At 39.4% G+C, this 18,263-nt stretch carries 14 protein-coding genes, 1 tRNA gene, 1 other RNA gene and 8 pseudogenes; 22 read left to right on the top strand and 2 right to left on the bottom strand.

Features of this window, described 5'->3' with window-relative positions:
• Nucleotides 1-23: 23 nt before the first annotated feature.
• Nucleotides 24-97, top strand: a tRNA-Asn gene (locus HT728_RS08725).
• Between the two features lie 77 nt (nt 98-174).
• Here the strand turns inward: HT728_RS08725 and HT728_RS08730 are convergent.
• Both HT728_RS08730 and HT728_RS08735 read right to left on the bottom strand, forming a co-directional pair.
• Nucleotides 175-331, bottom strand: a pseudogene (locus HT728_RS08730) (ISL3 family transposase); the annotation flags it as partial.
• A 130-nt stretch (nt 332-461) separates the two neighbouring features.
• Nucleotides 462-694: pseudogene (locus HT728_RS08735) on the bottom strand (transposase); the annotation flags it as partial.
• Nucleotides 695-923: 229 nt separating this feature from the next.
• On the opposite strand from HT728_RS08735, the gene comW reads away from it, so the two are divergent.
• The 21 genes and pseudogenes from comW (at nt 924) to HT728_RS08840 (ending at nt 18,203) form a co-directional block, all read left to right on the top strand.
• Nucleotides 924-1,160, top strand: a complete 237-nt coding sequence (gene comW, locus HT728_RS08740; protein ID WP_000940044.1) for a sigma(X)-activator ComW — start codon at nt 924-926, stop codon at nt 1,158-1,160.
• A 230-nt stretch (nt 1,161-1,390) separates the two neighbouring features.
• Nucleotides 1,391-2,677 carry an adenylosuccinate synthase gene (locus tag HT728_RS08745; protein WP_001832534.1) on the top strand — a complete coding sequence of 429 codons (1,287 nt, stop codon included), beginning with the start codon at nt 1,391-1,393 and terminating at the stop codon, nt 2,675-2,677.
• Between the two features lie 199 nt (nt 2,678-2,876).
• On the top strand, nt 2,877-3,344 hold the full coding sequence (gene tadA, locus HT728_RS08750) for a tRNA adenosine(34) deaminase TadA (protein ID WP_173218821.1): 468 nt from the start codon (nt 2,877-2,879) through the stop codon (nt 3,342-3,344).
• Between the two features lie 34 nt (nt 3,345-3,378).
• Nucleotides 3,379-3,474, top strand: an RNA gene (gene ffs, locus HT728_RS08755) — signal recognition particle sRNA small type.
• Between the two features lie 56 nt (nt 3,475-3,530).
• On the top strand, nt 3,531-3,974 hold the full coding sequence (locus HT728_RS08760; RefSeq protein ID WP_000701983.1) for a dUTP diphosphatase: 444 nt from the start codon (nt 3,531-3,533) through the stop codon (nt 3,972-3,974).
• Nucleotides 3,934-4,491 (top strand): histidine phosphatase family protein, encoded by a 558-nt coding sequence (locus HT728_RS08765; RefSeq protein WP_173218819.1) that lies wholly within the window; start codon nt 3,934-3,936, stop codon nt 4,489-4,491. Before HT728_RS08760 ends, HT728_RS08765 begins: the two co-directional genes overlap by 41 nt.
• A gap of 10 nt (nt 4,492-4,501) precedes the next feature.
• Nucleotides 4,502-5,866, top strand: a complete 1,365-nt coding sequence (gene radA, locus HT728_RS08770) for a DNA repair protein RadA (protein WP_316043882.1) — start codon at nt 4,502-4,504, stop codon at nt 5,864-5,866.
• A gap of 72 nt (nt 5,867-5,938) precedes the next feature.
• Nucleotides 5,939-6,436 (top strand): carbonic anhydrase, encoded by a 498-nt coding sequence (locus tag HT728_RS08775; protein WP_004237611.1) that lies wholly within the window; start codon nt 5,939-5,941, stop codon nt 6,434-6,436.
• A gap of 24 nt (nt 6,437-6,460) precedes the next feature.
• Entirely contained in the window at nt 6,461-7,276 is an 816-nt protein-coding gene (locus HT728_RS08780) for a PrsW family glutamic-type intramembrane protease (protein ID WP_173234827.1), read from the top strand.
• 145 nt (nt 7,277-7,421) lie between these two features.
• The gene (locus HT728_RS08785; protein ID WP_033680978.1) at nt 7,422-8,390 is read left to right on the top strand and encodes a ribose-phosphate diphosphokinase; all 969 of its coding nucleotides are present in this window, start codon (nt 7,422-7,424) and stop codon (nt 8,388-8,390) included.
• Nucleotides 8,391-8,507: 117 nt separating this feature from the next.
• On the top strand, nt 8,508-9,443 hold the full coding sequence (locus HT728_RS08790) for an Rpn family recombination-promoting nuclease/putative transposase (protein ID WP_173234829.1): 936 nt from the start codon (nt 8,508-8,510) through the stop codon (nt 9,441-9,443).
• Nucleotides 9,444-9,456: 13 nt separating this feature from the next.
• Nucleotides 9,457-9,858 (top strand): annotated as a pseudogene (locus tag HT728_RS08795) (hypothetical protein); the annotation flags it as partial.
• A gap of 19 nt (nt 9,859-9,877) precedes the next feature.
• A pseudogene (locus HT728_RS08800) lies at nt 9,878-10,183 on the top strand (hypothetical protein); the annotation flags it as partial.
• Nucleotides 10,184-10,359: 176 nt separating this feature from the next.
• Nucleotides 10,360-11,358, top strand: coding sequence for an Abi family protein (locus HT728_RS08805; protein ID WP_173234835.1), 999 nt, complete (start codon nt 10,360-10,362; stop codon nt 11,356-11,358).
• Nucleotides 11,359-11,379: 21 nt separating this feature from the next.
• Nucleotides 11,380-11,647, top strand: a pseudogene (locus HT728_RS08810) (IS110 family transposase); the annotation flags it as partial.
• A 180-nt stretch (nt 11,648-11,827) separates the two neighbouring features.
• Nucleotides 11,828-12,706, top strand: a complete 879-nt coding sequence (locus HT728_RS08815; RefSeq protein WP_173234837.1) for an Rpn family recombination-promoting nuclease/putative transposase — start codon at nt 11,828-11,830, stop codon at nt 12,704-12,706.
• 6 nt (nt 12,707-12,712) lie between these two features.
• Nucleotides 12,713-13,060, top strand: a pseudogene (locus tag HT728_RS08820) (hypothetical protein); the annotation flags it as partial.
• A gap of 7 nt (nt 13,061-13,067) precedes the next feature.
• Nucleotides 13,068-13,532, top strand: a pseudogene (locus HT728_RS08825) (hypothetical protein); the annotation flags it as partial.
• A gap of 1,135 nt (nt 13,533-14,667) precedes the next feature.
• Nucleotides 14,668-14,967: pseudogene (locus tag HT728_RS10700) on the top strand (N-acetylmuramoyl-L-alanine amidase family protein); the annotation flags it as partial.
• A gap of 145 nt (nt 14,968-15,112) precedes the next feature.
• Entirely contained in the window at nt 15,113-16,438 is a 1,326-nt protein-coding gene (locus HT728_RS08835; RefSeq protein WP_173218804.1) for an N-acetylmuramoyl-L-alanine amidase family protein, read from the top strand.
• Between the two features lie 142 nt (nt 16,439-16,580).
• Complete coding sequence (locus HT728_RS08840) at nt 16,581-18,203, top strand: N-acetylmuramoyl-L-alanine amidase family protein (RefSeq protein WP_173234844.1); 1,623 nt, start codon at nt 16,581-16,583, stop codon at nt 18,201-18,203.
• Nucleotides 18,204-18,263: the final 60 nt, after the last annotated feature.

Here is an 18,263-nt window from a genome sequence, read left to right on the forward strand (position 1 = left end):
ATATGGAAGTCGCTTAGCTTTATTCCGCCATAGCTCAGTTGGTAGTAGCGCATGACTGTTAATCATGATGTCGTAGGTTCGAGTCCTACTGGCGGAGTAGTTAATTAAAGGAGGTTTCGACCTCTTTTTTTGTTATGTAATTAATAATCTGTCTTGCCTCTAATGACAAGTGATATTTTTCTTGACGATAGAAGTCTCAGCTACCATTATTTTCGACCACTGATAGCACTTAAAAGGAATCTTAGTGTGTACCCCTATTGATAATATCCATAATTTAGAAATTAGGGTCTTTAATGTCTAGTAGTTTTGTGATAAAATGTAATTGTTCCATATGAATCTTTCTAATGATGGTTTGGTCGCTTTTCATTATAGATGATATGGGACTTTTTTTCTACAATAAAATAGGCTCCATAATATCCATAGGGGATTTACCCACTACAAATATTATAGAGCCAGAAAAGCTAATCTCGAGAAAGGGCAAATTTCGTCCTTTCTTTTTTTTGATGTTTAGAGCGATGATAATTCGTTTTTTGAAGTTTTTAAAGTTCCGAAAACCAAAGTCGTTGCGCTTGATAAGTTTGATGGGATTATTAGTGACTTCTAGTTTGGCGTTAGAATAGGCTAGTTTAAGGACATTGACAATTTTCTTGTTATCTTTGAGAAATGTTTTAAAGATAGTTTGAAAAATTTGATACTATGCGTTTTTCTTATTTTAAGATTTTTACCTCAGTCTCTTTTAGTATTTAACGCAGTTAATAAGGTCTATAATAGTCTAATTTAGGTAGTAAATTTGTTTCTATTCTGTCAACTTTTCCTATTTTTTCTCTTGTTGAGGTTGGTATTTTAACAATTCAGGAATTATTAATGATTAATTAAAATTTTTTGTTAGAATAAGTTCATAAAAAGTAAAGGAGTGTATGCTTATGCTACAAAATATTTATGATCAGATGACTGATTTCTATGACAGTATCGAAGAAGAGTATGCTACTTTCTTTGATAATAGTTGGGAATGGGAACATTTTCATTTTAAATTTTTGATTTATTATTTAGTTAGATATGGCATTGGGTGTCGTAGGGATTTTATCGTTTACCATTATCGTGTTGCTTATCGTTTGTATCTTGAAAAGATGATAATGAAACAAGGTTTTATTTCTTGTTGAGATAGTCTGAGTTAATTTCCGAACAAACTTACTTTTTCATGGCAATATAACAATAAATAGCTGGTAATTTTTCTAAAACATTTTTTAATAGTTGGAAATAGCAAATCTTTCTATTGTTTCTTCTTGATAAAAAGGCGATTTTTTCTTATAATAAATTGTAAGATATAATTGCGGGTGAGATTCCTGCCATGTATGTGAGAAAGGAAGAGCCTGAGGGCTCAGACAAGATTATGACTTCAGTTGTTGTTGTAGGTACCCAATGGGGTGATGAAGGTAAAGGGAAGATTACAGACTTCCTTTCAGCGAATGCAGAAGTGATTGCACGTTACCAAGGTGGTGATAATGCAGGTCACACGATTGTGATTGATGGTAAGAAGTTTAAATTGCACTTGATTCCATCTGGGATTTTCTTCCCTGAAAAAATCTCTGTTATTGGGAATGGTATGGTTGTAAATCCTAAATCTCTTGTAAAAGAGTTGAGCTATCTTCATGAGGAAGGTGTGACAACTGATAACTTGCGTATTTCTGATCGTGCGCATGTTATTTTGCCTTATCATATCGAGTTAGACCGTTTGCAAGAAGAAGCTAAGGGCGACAATAAGATTGGGACTACAATCAAGGGAATTGGTCCAGCTTATATGGACAAGGCTGCTCGTGTTGGGATTCGTATCGCTGATCTTTTGGATAAAGATATTTTCCGTGAGCGTTTAGAACGTAATCTTGCTGAAAAAAATCGTCTTTTTGAAAAATTGTATGACAGTAAGGCGATTGCTTTCGATGATATTTTTGAAGAGTATTACGAATATGGTCAACAAATCAAGAAGTATGTGACAGATACATCTGTCATTTTGAATGATGCGCTTGATAACGGGAAACGTGTGCTTTTTGAAGGTGCACAAGGTGTTATGCTAGATATCGACCAAGGTACGTATCCATTTGTTACTTCTTCAAACCCTGTGGCTGGTGGTGTGACCATTGGTTCAGGTGTTGGGCCAAGCAAGATTGACAAGGTTGTAGGTGTATGTAAAGCCTATACCAGTCGTGTAGGAGACGGTCCTTTCCCAACTGAATTGTTTGATGAAGTGGGAGAACGTATCCGTGAAGTCGGCCATGAATATGGTACAACAACTGGTCGTCCACGTCGAGTGGGTTGGTTTGACTCAGTTGTGATGCGTCATAGCCGTCGTGTTTCTGGTATCACTAACCTTTCATTGAACTCTATCGATGTTTTGAGTGGTTTAGATACTGTGAAAATCTGTGTGGCCTATGATCTTGATGGTCAACGTATTGACTACTATCCAGCTAGTCTTGAGCAATTGAAACGTTGCAAGCCTATCTATGAAGAGTTGCCAGGTTGGTCAGAAGATATTACCGGAGTTCGTAATTTGGAAGATCTTCCTGAGAATGCGCGTAACTACGTTCGTCGTGTGAGTGAATTGGTTGGTGTTCGTATTTCTACTTTCTCAGTGGGTCCTGGTCGTGAACAAACAAATATTTTAGAAAGTGTTTGGTCCTAAGAGATTTTTAAGATTTGTTTAAGATAGGTCGGGTATACTATAGACAGTTACAAGAAGACCTCCTAACTTGTTGTAACAAATATCCTAAACTTTTCTTTTTCATAATAATCTCCCTATAAAGTCACCGCATTCGGTGGCTTTTTTTGTCTTGGGATTCATGATATAATAATAAAATCGATAAGTAAGAAAAGGGAAATTGATGAATTATACAGTTGAAGAAAAAGAAGTCTTTATGAGAGAGGCTTTGAGAGAGGCTGAGATTGCTCTTGAACACGATGAAATTCCAATTGGTTGTGTGATTATCAAAGATGGGGAAATCATTGGCCGTGGGCATAATGCGCGTGAGAAATTGCAACGAGCGGTTATGCATGCGGAAATTATGGCCATAGAGAATGCGAATCTGAGTGAGGAGAGCTGGCGCTTGCTTGATTGCACGCTTTTTGTGACCATTGAGCCTTGTGTCATGTGTAGTGGGGCGATTGGACTCGCCCGTATTCCAAACGTGGTCTATGGAGCTAAAAACCAGAAATTTGGCGCTGCTGGGAGTTTGTACGATATCTTGACAGATGAGCGTCTCAACCATCGTGTGGATGTTGAAACGGGAATTTTGGAAGATGAATGCGCAGCTATTATGCAGGACTTTTTTAGAAATAGACGGAAAAAATAATTTTGCTTTTAAAATGAATAGGAATGTGATATAATAAACAGTGGAGCAACAGTTCTGCGTGAAGCGGGTCAGGGGAGGAATCCAGCAGCCCTAAGCGATTTGAATTGTGTGCTCTTTTTTTCGTGCTTTTTCCGAATAAATAAGATAGAATAATCTAGAATAAATGATAATAGAAAAGAGAAGATGATGAAAATTCGTGGTTTTGAATTGGTTTCTAGTTTTACAGATGAAAATTTATTGCCCAAGCGTGAGACAGCGCATGCGGCTGGTTACGACTTAAAGGTTGCTGTGCGCACAGTTATCGCTCCAGGAGAGATTGTATTGGTTCCGACAGGAGTTAAGGCTTATATGCAGCCGACTGAGGTTCTTTACCTTTATGATCGCTCTTCAAATCCTCGTAAAAAGGGCTTGGTTTTAATTAATTCAGTTGGGGTCATTGATGGGGATTATTATGGAAATCCTGGGAATGAAGGGCATATTTTTGCTCAGATGAAGAATATCACAGATCAAGAAGTGATTCTTGAAGTTGGGGAACGTGTGGTCCAGGCTGTCTTTGCGCCTTTCTTAATCGCAGATGGAGATGCGGCTGATGGCGTTCGAACTGGTGGATTTGGTTCAACAGGGCACTAGAATGAAGATTATCTTTGTACGTCACGGGGAGCCAGATTATCGTGAGTTAGAGGAGCGTTCTTATACGGGATTTGGGATAGATTTGGCGCCCTTGTCTGAGAAGGGACGGCAGCAAGCCCAGAAATTGAGCACCAATCCTTTACTCCCTTCAGCTGAAATAATCATATCTTCTGCAGTCACAAGAGCTTTAGAAACGGCTTCTTATGTGGCTTGTGTTACTGGACTTCCTTTGAGAGTGGATCCATTATTGCATGAATGGCAGGTCTATGAAAGTGGCACAGATAATTTTGAAAAAGCTCGTACTATGTTTCTAGAAAATAAGGGGGAGTTACTTCCTAATAGTCCTATTCAATATGAGACAACTACGGAGATGAAGTCTCGTTTTCTAGAATGCATGGCTAAGTATCGAGATTACCAGACCGTGATAGTGGTAACTCACAACATGCTCATGCGCCAGTTTGTGCCAAATGAGAAAATTGATTTTTGCCAAGTGATTGAGTGTGAGTTAGAGATATAGAAAGAGGTTTATTATCGCAAAGAAAAAAGCGACATTTGTATGTCAAAATTGTGGGTATAATTCCCCTAAATATCTGGGACGTTGCCCCAACTGTGGGTCTTGGTCTTCTTTTGTAGAAGAGGTTGAGGTTGCCGAGGTAAAGAATGCGCGTGTGTCCTTGACAGGTGAGAAAACCAAGCCCATGAAACTGGCTGAGGTGACTTCTATCAATGTCAATCGAACCAAGACGGAGATGGAGGAATTCAATCGTGTACTTGGAGGAGGAGTGGTACCGGGAAGTCTCGTTCTTATCGGTGGGGATCCTGGGATTGGGAAATCAACCCTTCTTTTACAAGTCTCAACCCAGCTGTCTCAAGTGGGGACTGTTCTCTATGTCAGTGGGGAGGAGTCTGCCCAGCAAATCAAGTTGCGAGCGGAACGCTTGGGAAATATTGATAGCGAGTTTTATCTCTATGCAGAGACCAATATGCAGAGTGTCCGCGCAGAGGTAGAGAGAATCCAGCCAGACTTTCTCATCATCGACTCTATCCAGACTATCATGTCTCCTGAGATTTCAGGGGTGCAGGGATCTGTTTCTCAAGTGCGTGAGGTGACGGCTGAACTTATGCAGCTGGCCAAAACCAATAACATTGCCATATTTATCGTAGGGCATGTGACCAAGGAGGGCACTCTGGCTGGTCCGCGTATGTTGGAGCATATGGTGGATACGGTGCTTTACTTTGAAGGGGAACGACACCATACCTTCCGTATTTTAAGAGCGGTCAAAAACCGTTTTGGTTCCACTAATGAGATTGGCATCTTTGAGATGCAGTCGGGTGGCTTGGTTGAGGTACTCAATCCGAGTCAAGTTTTCCTAGAAGAGCGTTTGGATGGAGCAACTGGTTCATCAATAGTTGTGACCATGGAAGGGACGCGTCCGATTTTGGCGGAGGTTCAGGCTTTGGTAACACCGACCATGTTTGGAAATGCCAAGCGTACGACCACAGGACTTGATTTTAATCGTGCGAGTCTGATTATGGCTGTTTTGGAAAAGCGGGCAGGGCTTCTCTTGCAAAATCAGGACGCCTATCTCAAATCTGCTGGCGGTGTCAAATTGGATGAACCTGCCATTGACTTAGCTGTTGCAGTTGCCATTGCTTCGAGCTATAAGGACAAGCCAACTAATCCTCAGGAATGTTTTGTAGGAGAATTAGGTTTGACTGGAGAGATTCGGCGCGTGAATCGTATCGAGCAACGCATCAATGAAGCTGCTAAACTGGGCTTTACTAAGATTTATGTACCTAAGAATTCCTTGACAGGAATCACTCCGCCTAAGGAAATTCAGGTTATTGGGGTGACAACGATTCAGGAAGTTTTGAAAAAGGTCTTTACATAATTCGTGACAAATCCTCTTAAAAATGATAAGATAGGAGAAATATTTGACTATCAAATTTTCGAGGAGGGAATCGTGTCGTATTTTGAACAGTTTATGCAAGCCAATCAGGCTTATGTTGCCCTACATGGGCAGTTAAATCTGCCACTTAAACCCAAAACAAGAGTGGCTATTGTGACCTGTATGGACTCTCGTCTGCACGTTGCGCAAGCTTTGGGCTTGGCACTTGGGGATGCTCATATCTTGCGGAATGCAGGTGGTCGAGTGACTGAGGACATGATTCGTTCGCTAGTTATTTCCCAGCAACAAATGGGGACAAGAGAGATTGTGGTATTGCACCATACAGACTGTGGTGCTCAGACCTTTGAAAATGGACCTTTTCAGGAGTATCTGAAAGAGGAACTAGGTGTCGATGTGTCAGACCAGGACTTCTTGCCCTTCCAAGATATAGAGGAGAGTGTACGAGAGGATATGCAATTGCTTATCGAGTCACCCCTAATACCAGACGATGTCATTATCTCTGGTGCCATTTACGATGTGGATACAGGAAGTATGACAGTTGTAGAATTGTAAAAAATTCATTTAGAAAGAAAGTGTATGAAGAAAAACAGTATTTTATTTATTTTTATTTTATTGCTATGTATTGGTTTGCAGTATGAAACTATCTACTATACGGACGGTTCGATGTCAGCTGCGGAATATGGACTAATGGGAGTTTCTATCTTTCTAGCTCTCTTTTACATGATTCCGGCTCTTTATTTCCTTTTCCGTATTGGGAAAAAATGGGAATTGCCAAATAACGCCTTGATCTTGTCTTTATTGGGCGGGATGTTCCTTTCAGGCTGGCTATCTAGCTTTGCGAATACCTATATCCATGATTTGCTTGGCGTTCTTTTCCCAGATAGTACATTTTTAAATGCCTTTGAAAGTGCGATTGTGGCTCCTTTGGTAGAAGAGCCGTTGAAATTATTGCCACTTGTCTTTGTTTTAGTTTTGGTTCCTGTGCGAAAATTAAAATCTTTGTTTTTACTAGGCATTGCTTCTGGTTTGGGATTCCAAATGATTGAGGATATTGGCTACATTCGTACGGATTTGCCAGAGGGATTTGACTTTACTATTTCGAGAATTTTAGAGCGTATCATCTCAGGAATTGCCTCTCACTGGACTTTTTCAGGTCTAGCTATAGTGGGTGTTTACTTGCTTTACAGAGCCTATAAAGGACAGAAGGTTGGCAAGAAACAAGGGCTTATTTTCCTAGGTTTAGCCTTGGGAATTCATTTCTTGTTTAACTCTCCTTTTGTTGAATTGGAGACAGAGTTACCCTTAGCGATTCCAGTAGTTACAGCTATTGCTCTTTACGGTTTTTATCAGGCTTATCGCTTTGTTGAGAAGCATAATGAGTTGATGAACTAGAATATTTTTCACAAGAATGATGCAAGGGTACAAATATGGTGCCCTTCTTTTATTTTTGATTGAAAAATAGTGTAAAAAGCGCTACAATGGTAGATGGAAAAATCTTGTGAAAAGCACAAGTGATACATATATACCGGAGGAAATCATGTCTTTTTCTGATTTAAAGCTGTTTGCCCTTTCTTCTAATAAAGAATTGGCAGAACGTGTGGCGCAGGAGATTGGGATAGAGTTGGGGAAATCAAGTGTCCGCCAATTTTCAGATGGAGAGATTCAGGTCAACATCGAAGAATCAATCCGTGGGAAACACGTCTTTATCCTACAATCAACTAGCTCGCCTGTAAATGACAATCTGCTTGAAATTTTGATTATGGTAGATGCTTTGAAGCGTGCGAGTGCAGAATCTGTCAATGTTGTCATGCCTTACTATGGGTATGCACGTCAGGATAGAAAGGCGAGAGCGCGTGAGCCAATCACTTCAAAACTTGTCGCAAATATGCTTGAAGTAGCTGGGGTGGATCGTTTATTGACCATCGACTTGCATGCTGCGCAGATTCAAGGATTCTTTGATATTCCTGTGGATCACTTGATGGGTGCTCCTCTGATTGCGGATTATTTTGAGCGTCGTGGCATGGTTGGTTCTGACTATGTGGTTGTCAGCCCAGACCATGGAGGGGTGACTCGTGCTCGTAAGTTGGCAGAATTTTTGAAAACATCTATCGCTATCATTGACAAACGTCGTAGTGTTGATAAGATGAATACCAGTGAAGTCATGAACATCATCGGTAAGGTAGAAGGCAAGACTTGTATCTTGATTGATGATATGATTGATACTGCTGGAACGATTTGTCATGCGGCAGATGCTCTTGCAGAAGCTGGTGCTGTTGAAGTCTATGCAAGCTGTACGCACCCAGTTCTTTCTGGTCCTGCTATGGACAATATCCAAAAATCAGCTATTAAGAAATTGGTTGTTTTGGATACCATTTATCTGCCAGAAGAGCGTTTGATTGATAAGATTGAGCAGATTTCAATCGCTCATCTCTTGGGGGATGCTATCGTACGTATTCATGAAAAACGACCACTTTCTCCACTTTTTGGTATTGAGAAAAAAATTTAATGACCAAGCCTGAGATAATTCTCAGGTTTTTTCGTCTTTTTTCCGAATAAATAGATAGAGCCAGAGAATCTAGTAAACCTAGATCTAAAAATGTGCTATAATGAAAGGAGAAAGAATATGACATTACGTCATCCGGGCATTAGCCCAACTAATGACTTGGTTGCTAAGAAGATTTTTAGCAATCCAGAGATCACTTGTCAATTTATTCGCGATATGCTGGACTTGCCAGCCAAAAATGTGACCATTTTGGAGGGAAGCAACATTCACATCTTGCCTTCCATGCCCTACTCAGCGCAGGATTTTTACACTAGTATAGATGTTTTGGCGGAGTTGGACAATGGTACTCAAGTTATCATTGAGATTCAAGTGCATCATCAGAATTTTTTCATCAATCGCCTGTGGGCTTACCTTTGCAGTCAGGTCAATCAAAATCTTGAAAAAATTCGCCAACAAGAAGGCAATACTCATCAAAGTTACAAACACATCGCACCTGTTTACGCTATCGCGATTGTGGACAGCAATTACTTCTCAGATGATTTGGCTTTTCACAGTTTTAGTATGCGAGAGGACACGACAGGTGAGGTCTTAACCATCACAAACAATGGACAGGAACATCATCTAGTCAAGATGGCGTTCTTGGAATTAAGAAAATACAGAGAAACCAGCAAAGATAGCATTCGCAAACCGTGGTTGGAGTTTTTCGGGAACAAGCCCTTTACCCAGCAACCCGAGCGAGCTATCAGCCAGGCAGACCAACTGCTAGACTATAAGAGCTGGTCCGAGGAGGACAGGAGAATGTTTAGTGAACAACGCAGGCGTGAAGAACAAGCCTTACTCGCTCATGACTATGCCTTGGAAACAGCTAGGGCGGAAGGTATTGAACAGGGGTTGGAGCGTGGTATTGAACAAGGTTTAGAGCGTGGTATTGAACAGGGACTGGAGCGTGGGAAAATCTTTACCTTTCTAGATTTAGTACGCCAACATGTTTTAACTTCCGAATTCGCGAGTGAACAATTGGGTATGTCAGTAGCGGAGTTTGAGGCACTATTGTAAGAACGTCACAATAATGGCGTTCTTGGAATTAAGAAAATACAGAGAAACCAGCAAAGACGAGGTTCGCAAGCCATGGTTGGAGTTTTTTGGGAATAAACCCTTTACTCAGCAACCCGAGCGAGCCATCAGCCAAGCAGACCAACTGCTGGACTACAAGAGCTGGTCCGAGGAGGACAGGAAAATGTTTAGTCAACTACGTATGCGCGAAGAACAAGCCTTGTTAGCACAGGACTATGCCTTGGAACAAGCTGAGGAAAAGGGCTTAGAACGTGGTCGTGCAGAAGATATTGAACAAGGTTTAGAGCGTGGGAAAATCTTTACCTTTCTAGATTTAGTACGCCAACATGTTTTAACTTCCGAATTCGCGAGTGAACAATTGGGTATGTCAGTAGCGGAGTTTGAAGCACTTTTGTAATACCATCACAGTAATGACGTTCTTGGAATTAAGAAAGTACAGAGAAACCAGCAAAGATAGCATTCGCAAACCGTGGTTAGAGTTTTTCGGGAACAAGCCCTTTACCCAACAACCCGAGCGAGCCATCAGCCAGGCAGACCAACTGCTGGACTATCAGAGCTGGTCCGAGGAGGACAGGAAGATGTTTAGCCAACTACGTATGCGAGAAGAACAGGCCTTGTTAGCACAGGACTATGCCTTGGAAACTGCTAGAGCCGAAGGTATCGAACAAGGACTGGAGCGCGGGAAAGTTGAAGGATAAATCTTTGCCTTTATTGATTTAGTATGACAACATGCTTTGCCTTCCGAATTTACGAGTGAACAATTAGACACAAATTGAAAAAATATCAAGTTTACTTGACTTTTTTTATAGAATAGTATAGTATGTAGATACAAGCACTCCTTTTGCTCCCTGTTTCATAGCAACTGGAGTCATTTTTTTATAAATTTAGAAGGTTAATGATGTACACAACTGATAATAGTATTTCTTTGTCAAGAGATTTAAAGAGAGAAATGAAAGCATTTTTACCTCTTGAAGATTTGGTAAGTTATCTTTCAGATAAGCTAGATATGTCACCTGAAGAGGAACTAGATTCCAAAAATTTTTTACGTTGCCATAGTTACTATTCGTTTTCTGCTTTTATTAAACAGGTTCCAGATAATCTTCATAAAGGAAAATTTCAAGCAGCGATTTTATTGTATGAATTTAATGACTGGTTGTCACAGTTTCTGTTTATATTTTCTGGTAGATTAGAGCAGTTTATAAAATCAACTTTTATTGAATCGCTTTGTCAGCAATATAATGGAAAATATCAAAAAGGTGAGTGTTACTTGGATGAAACTATTTATGAAAACTCTGAATTATATAACGAATTTATTTCAATTATAGAAAAACATTTATCAGAGAATCAAAGTCTGTCAATACAGCATCATATCAAAAATAAAGGTTCTAAGTTCCCAATTTGGGTGCTTTTTCAAGAGATGACTTTTGGGGAAACAACTCGTTTTATAAGTGCACTGAAAAAAGAGTACCGGGAGTATTGGATAGATACTACATTTTTATCAACTGGTATGGTAAATTCTAAAATTCATGGAGAAGAAATCCAGAGTAAATTATTTGGCTGGGTTTCAGCTACATGGCATATGAGAAATAGGACAGCACATCATTTAAGACTATATGGTCAAAATTTTACAATAGCAAGTCCAAGTTTCTTTTCAGCTGATTTGCGTCAAATAAACAAGAATGCAGAGACTAAAAAGAAAAAGACGCATAATAACGATTTATTTGCTTATCTTTTAGCTATGAAAAATCTTATACAACATCATTCACATTCTTTTGTTCAAGATTGGAACGATTTTTTGACGACTTTAGAGGCACAGTTGATGGAAAAGTCAAATATCATATTATCTAGTAAGATTGGTTTGCCAAGCAATTGGAAAGATATATTGTGGATCGGTTGAACTAAGGAATGATTTTTTACTCAAGTTATTATTCAGAGAATCTTTGACAATCCAGATGAGAAACCAAACATTAAGAAGTTGATTACCAAGATGAATGAAGGATAAGATGCGAGATTTTGGAATTGCTATAGCGGACGATGTAACACCTGAACAAGGTGAGAAAATCAGAATCATCAAGGAGCACTATGATGTTCTTGCCATCTGCAAAGAAGACTTAGAAACCATGATTCGGAAACTCGAACAAGAATATCAAGAACAAGTTAAGCTGATTCAAACCGTATCTGGATTCAGGGTGTTTTAATTTTAAAAATTAGGTGTCAAACCCTCTTTTAGTACAGATAAAATTAAGGATAAACAATAGTTTTAATAACTTTTATTTTTTTTCGTCTCTTTTCCGAATAAATAGATAGAAGCATCAAATCTAGTAAACCTAGATTTAAAAATGTGCTATAATGAAAGGAGAGAAAGTATGACATTACGTCATCCGGGCATCAGCCCAACTAATGACTTGGTTGCTAAAAAAATCTTTAGCAATCCAGAAATCACTTGTCAATTTATCCGCGATATGCTGGACTTGCCAGCAAAAAATGTAACCATTTTGGAGGGGAGCAATATTCATGTCTTGCCTTCCATTCCGTACTCGGCGCAGGACTTCTATACAAGTATAGATGTTTTGGCTGAGTTGGACAATGGGACACAGGTTATCATTGAGATTCAAGTTCATCATCAGAATTTTTTCATCAATCGTCTGTGGGCTTATCTGTGCAGTCAGGTCAATCAAAATCTTGAAAAAATTCGCCAACGTGAAGGTGATACCCACCAGAGCTACAAACATATCGCACCAGTCTATGCCATTGCCATTGTGGATAGCAATTACTTCTCAGATGATTTGGCTTTCCACAGTTTCAGTATGCGAGAGGACACGACAGGTGAGGTCTTAACCATCACAAACAATGGACAAGAAAACCATCTAGTCAAGATGGCATTCTTGGAATTAAAAAAATACAGAGAAACCAGTAAAGACGAGGTTCGCAAACCGTGGTTGGAGTTTTTCGGCAACAAACCCTTTACCCAACAACCCGAGCGAGCCATCAGCCAAGCAGACCAACTGCTGGACTACAAGAGCTGGGCCGAGGAGGACAGGAAAATGTTTAGTCAACTACGTATGCGAGAAGAACAGGCATTGTTGGCACAGGACTATGCCTTGGAAACAGCTAGGGAAGAAGGGAAACTTTTTGCCTTTCTGGATATGGCCCGCCAAGGTCTTCTAACACCTGAGGTTGCGAGTGAGCAATTAGGTATGTCAGTTGCTGAGTTTGAGTCACTATTGAAAGACCATCATAAATAAGACCTAAAATACAGAGAAACCAGCAAAGATAAGGTTCGCAAGTCGTGGTTGGAGTTTTTCGGGAATAAACCCTTTACCCAGCACCCCGAGCGAGCCATCAGCCAAGCAGACCAACTGCTGGACTACAAGAGCTGGTCCGAGGAGGACAGGAAGATGTTTAGCCAACTACGTATGCGAGAAGAACAGGCCTTGTTAGCACAGGACTATGCCTTGGAAACTGCTAGGGTGGAAGGTGGTTTTGTTATGTTAGCAAATCTTGTTCGCCAGCATCTTTTAACAGCAGAGGTTGCCAGTCAGCAATTGGGCATGACTGTCTCTGAGTTTGAAGAATTATTGAAAGACCATCATAAATAAGACCTAAAAATACAGAGAAACCAGCAAAGACGAGGTTCGCAAGCCGTGGTTGGAGTTTTTCGGGAATAAACCCTTTACCCAAGAACCCGAGCGAGCCATCAGCCAGGCAGACCAACTGCTGGACTACAAGAGCTGGTCCGAGGAGGACAGGAGAATGTTTAGTGAACAACGCAGGCGTGAAGAACAAGCCTTACTCGCTCATGACTATGCCTTGGAAACAGCTAGAGCGGAAGGTCTTGAACAGGGATTGGAACGTGGTCTTGAGCGTGGTCGAGCAGAAGGTATTGAACAAGGTTTAGAGCGTGGACTTGAACGTGGCCGTGCAGAGGGTATTGAAAAAGGGCGCGAAGAAGGCATTGAAGAGGGATTAAAAGTAGGTTTAGTAAATCTAGTCCGTCAAGGTCTTCTGACTTCCGAGGTTGCTAGCGAGCAATTAGGCATGACTGTCGCTGAGTTTGAGTCCTTGCTATGAGGTCACATTTTAAATAGTAGAAAGTTAATGAAATGGCGAGTTATTTCTAAAATACTTGTCATTTTTGCTTGACATTTGGAAGGGGTTATAGGATAATATCATGGAAGTGAGTTCTATCCAACTATCGATATGGATTAGATATGTGAGGTTTGACTCAGGGTTTAAGAAATTTGTGAGATTTTCACTTGTGAGATACGGTATTTGAAGAGTATTTCATCTCACAAAGACGTTTTTTCCCCTTTTTTGAAAAAAATAGGTAAAAAGTTGATGAAAACCCTTGACAAATCCTGCAAATATTTATATACTGTATGGTAGTAAGATAGTCTTACGAAAAAATATTTTAAAGAAAAATAAAGGAGATAAAACGATGAAAAAAGTTTTATTGACAAGCGCAGTCGCTCTTGCAGCATTTGGTGCTGTACAAGCTGTTTCAGCTGACAGACAATTGACACCTGAAGAAGCAGCATCAGTTAGAAAAGTTGAAAAAACTTACGATCCTTCACAAGTGGAAAAAGCAACTGAAACTAACCGTGCTGAACAAGTTCTAGCAAATGGAGATAAAGTAGTATCTGTTCAATATGCAGATGGTTCTACTTATACTTATTTGGTAATTAATCCTAACAATCAATTCAAGGATAAAGTATCTAATCCATATGATAGCCAATTTAATCTTAAAGATGGTAAAGTTCAAAAGGTTGTACCATTCACAAATGGAACACATGGACGTATCAACGTTAAAGATAAACAAGGTGCACCAGTTGCAGGTGTTGAATTTGAGCTATTAGTTTACAAAACTACTGAAGATTTCTTGAATGCTCAAGGTGGAAAACCTGTTAAAGATGCCCCAGCTCTTGTAAGTGCTAAGACAAATGAAGCAGGTGATGCTGAGTTTGAATTACACGAGGGTGGAGTAGCGGTTTACCGTATTTTGACAGTACCAAAAGGTTACTTTTTACCTGAGCGCCTAACAAAATCTTCACTATTTACAGCAGATGCAGTTGGACGTAACGAAAATAATGATATGTATGTAAATGCATCAGTTGAAATTGAAAAAACTGACAGCTACAATGTTGTTCGTACTGAGTGGGTTCAAGGTGAAAACGGCTGGCACTACTATGACAACAACAAACAAGTTACTGGTTGGAAACAAATCGACGGTAAATGGTACTTCTTTAACGCTGAAGGCGTAATGCAAAAATGGTGGGTTAAAGATGGTAACACTTGGTACTACCTAAATGGTTCAGGTGCTATGGAAACTGGTTGGTTGCAACACGGTGGCAAATGGTACTTCCTTGAAGCATCAGGTGCTATGAAAGCTAGCCAATGGTTTGAAGTTGCTGGTAAATGGTACTACGTTGACGGTTCTGGTGCCCTTGCAGTTAATACTACTGTAGGTGGATACACTGTAAACGGAAACGGTGAATGGGTTAAATAATCTAGTTTAATCAAAAAAGCAGGAGATTTCTTCTGCTTTTTATTTTTTCCATAAAAAGTTCAGTTTTTTTTAGAATTTTTTTAAAAAATAAGATACAATAAAACTAGGTTTATTACCTAAAATTTTAAACATGGAGAATGCTCATATGAAAAATAAAAAAGCTTTAGCCCTAGCAGTAGCTAGCTTGACAATGGCAAGTGCAGCAGTTTTAACCAGTTACTCTGCAATTACAGCTCGTCCAGTAAGTGCGGAAGAAGTTGTTTATAGAACTGAGTGGATCACAGTGATTAATGGTCGTTCACAAGAACGTAAGACAGTATTTTTTGAAGATGGGAATCAGCCGATCTCTAAACATTCGACAATTGAAGGATTTGAATTTCAACGTGCCTATGTTGAAGGGGGAAGAAAATACTACTTATTCGTTGAGAAAGGGACAAAGATTGATGATTATGTAAACGATCCCGATGCGTCTGTCAGTGAGTTAAATACTCAAGGCTATAAAACTTCTGATAAAGATGTAAAATGGCGTGTGTCTGCTGGTAATCGTTATCTTTACTATAAAGGAAATCCTGTAAAAGGTTGGGCTAATGTTGATGGAAAAACTTACTATTTTGATAGTGAAGGTGTTATGGCTCACGGAGTTCTTGAAAACACATCTGAACGTTACTATCTAGACGGACAAGGTGTTAAGAAAACTGGTTTCATTAAAGTAGGAGAAAAAACCTATTATTTTGTGTCAGATGGAGCTCGTAAGACAGAGATTATCTCTGAAAATGGAAAAACTTATTTTGTCAAAGATGGTGTTGTGACAATTGGAGCGCATAAGGTAGGTGATAAATGGTACTTCTTTGCTGAAGACGGTACAACCAAGTCAGGTATTGTAAAAGATAGTGCTGGAAAATGGTATTACATTACTACAGAAGGTGAGCGTAAGACAGGTCTTATCAAGGGTGCTGGCGATAAGTATTACTATGTCACTGAAGAAGGTGAACGTAAGTTTGGGGAAATTACCGTTGATGGTAAAACATATTTCTTAACAGATGAATCTAATACAAAAGCTGGCTGGAATAAAGTTGATAGTAACTGGATTTATGTAAATAAAGAAGGCAAACGTCAAGTTGGCTGGTTACAAGATGGCGGTAAGTGGTATTACTTTAACGCTGAAGGCATCATGCAAAAATGGTGGGTTAAAGATGGTAGCACTTGGTACTATCTAAACGGTTCAGGCGAAATGCAAACAGGTTGGTTGCAAGATGGTAGCACTTGGTACTATCTAAACGGTTCAGGTGCTATGCAAACAGGCTGGGCTAAAGTAGGTGATTCATGGTACTACCTCAAAGGCTCAGGTGCTATGGTAACTGGTTGGTTCCAAGTAGGCGGTAAGTGGTACTATGCTTATAGTTCAGGTGCCCTTGCAGTAAATACTACAGTCGATGGTTACTATGTAAATGCCAACGGTGAATGGGTATAAAATAACAAAGAGAGTGGTTCAAACTGCTCTCTTTCTGTTATTGTTAAATATTTCTACACTTTTTATGTTTTTTATTGCATTTATTATAGGAAAGAGATATAATCTATATAAATTTAACCATTTAATAAAGGAGGTTCTTCTCATGAAGAAAACACTAACAGGTATCTTACTAGCTACTTCAGTGCTAGCTATGGCTTCAGTTCAACCAGCACAAGCTGCCGAAACAGGGGCAACAACGGCTACAACAACTTCTACGGTTAAAGAAGTCCACTATGCAACATTTAAAAATGGTGGACCTGTAGATATCAAAGCTGCACTTACAGGTGCTGCTGTGACAGCTGCATCTATTGAGAATCACCCTGAAATTGCAAATTATATCTATACTTCTAGTAGAGAAGAAGATGGTATTATGTATCATATGTATGCGCCTACTGCTACGACAGGTACTACGAATTCTGGTACTCAGACCAATCCATACCATAGAGATAACAACCAAAACAATGGTAGCACTAGTAATGCTAATGGGAATAATAACCAAAATGGTACTGGTGCAAACAATAATAATGGCTCAACAACAAATTCTAATTCTCCAGTAAAAAAAGTTCGTTTTGTAGAATATAAACCTGGTAGTGATGTTCCAGTTGATATTAAAGATCCACGTACAGGCTCTGCAGCTTCTGATACCAGTCGTCTGGATATTGCCAACTATACTTATGTTACTGGTGAATTAAAAGGTGATACACTTTACCATATCTATCGCTCAAATTCAACGACTAATACTAACCAAAATAATAATCAGAACCAGTCTAATTCTGCAGGTCAATTCAAAACGGAGAATGGGAAGGTCTACTATATTAAGGACGGCAAAAAAGTTACTGGCTGGCAAAAAATTGATAGTAAGACTTACTACTTTGAAGCTGATGGAGCTATGAAAAAAGGTCTATTGACTTCAGGTGATAAGCAATACTATTTAGATGAAAAAGATGGTGTTAAAAAGCTAGGCTTTGTAAAAGTTGCTGATAAGGTTTACTATTTTGTTGAAAATGGTGATAAGAAAACTGGCTTTATCAAAATTGATGATAAAACTTACTATCTAAAAGAAGGTGTTCGTCTAACAGGGGATATTACAGTAGACGGAAAACATTATTTCTTAGATGAGGAAGGTGTCCTTAAACCAGGTATTGTTTTAATTGATGGTAAAAAATTCTTCATTGATGATGAGGGAAATCGTCATGTTGGATGGAAGAAAATTGGACTGGATTGGTATTATTTCTCTAAAGAAGATGGAATGAAGACTGGTTGGGTCAAAGATGGGTCATGGTATTACTTGGATGAAACTGGTGTGATGAAAACTGGTTGGAAACAAGTTGATGGTAATTGGTACTATCTTAACGGCTCAGGTGCTATGCAGACAGGCTGGAAATTTATAAATGGTAGTTGGTACCATTTTGACAGTTTAGGTAAAATGGGTACTAGATGGATAAAAGACAATGGTACATGGTATTATCTTGACGGTTCAGGTGCTATGCAGACTGGTTGGAAGCTTTTAGATGGTAACTGGTATTACCTCAATGATTCAGGTGCTATGCAAACAGGTTGGCTCAAGCAAGGTGGTACATGGTATTATCTTGCTGGCTCAGGTGCTATGAAGACAGGTTGGTACCAAGTTAGTGGTAAATGGTATTACTCATATTCATCAGGAGCTTTGGCTGTGAACACAACTATCGATGGTTACACAGTAAATGCCAATGGTGAGTGGGTGTAATGGATATAATAAAGAAATAAGGGGGAATTCCTCTTATTTTTTGGTAAATTCCCAAACTAA

It is taken from the genome of Streptococcus sp. 544, assembly GCF_013277385.1.
Taxonomy (GTDB): Bacteria; Bacillota; Bacilli; order Lactobacillales; family Streptococcaceae; genus Streptococcus; species Streptococcus mitis_BA.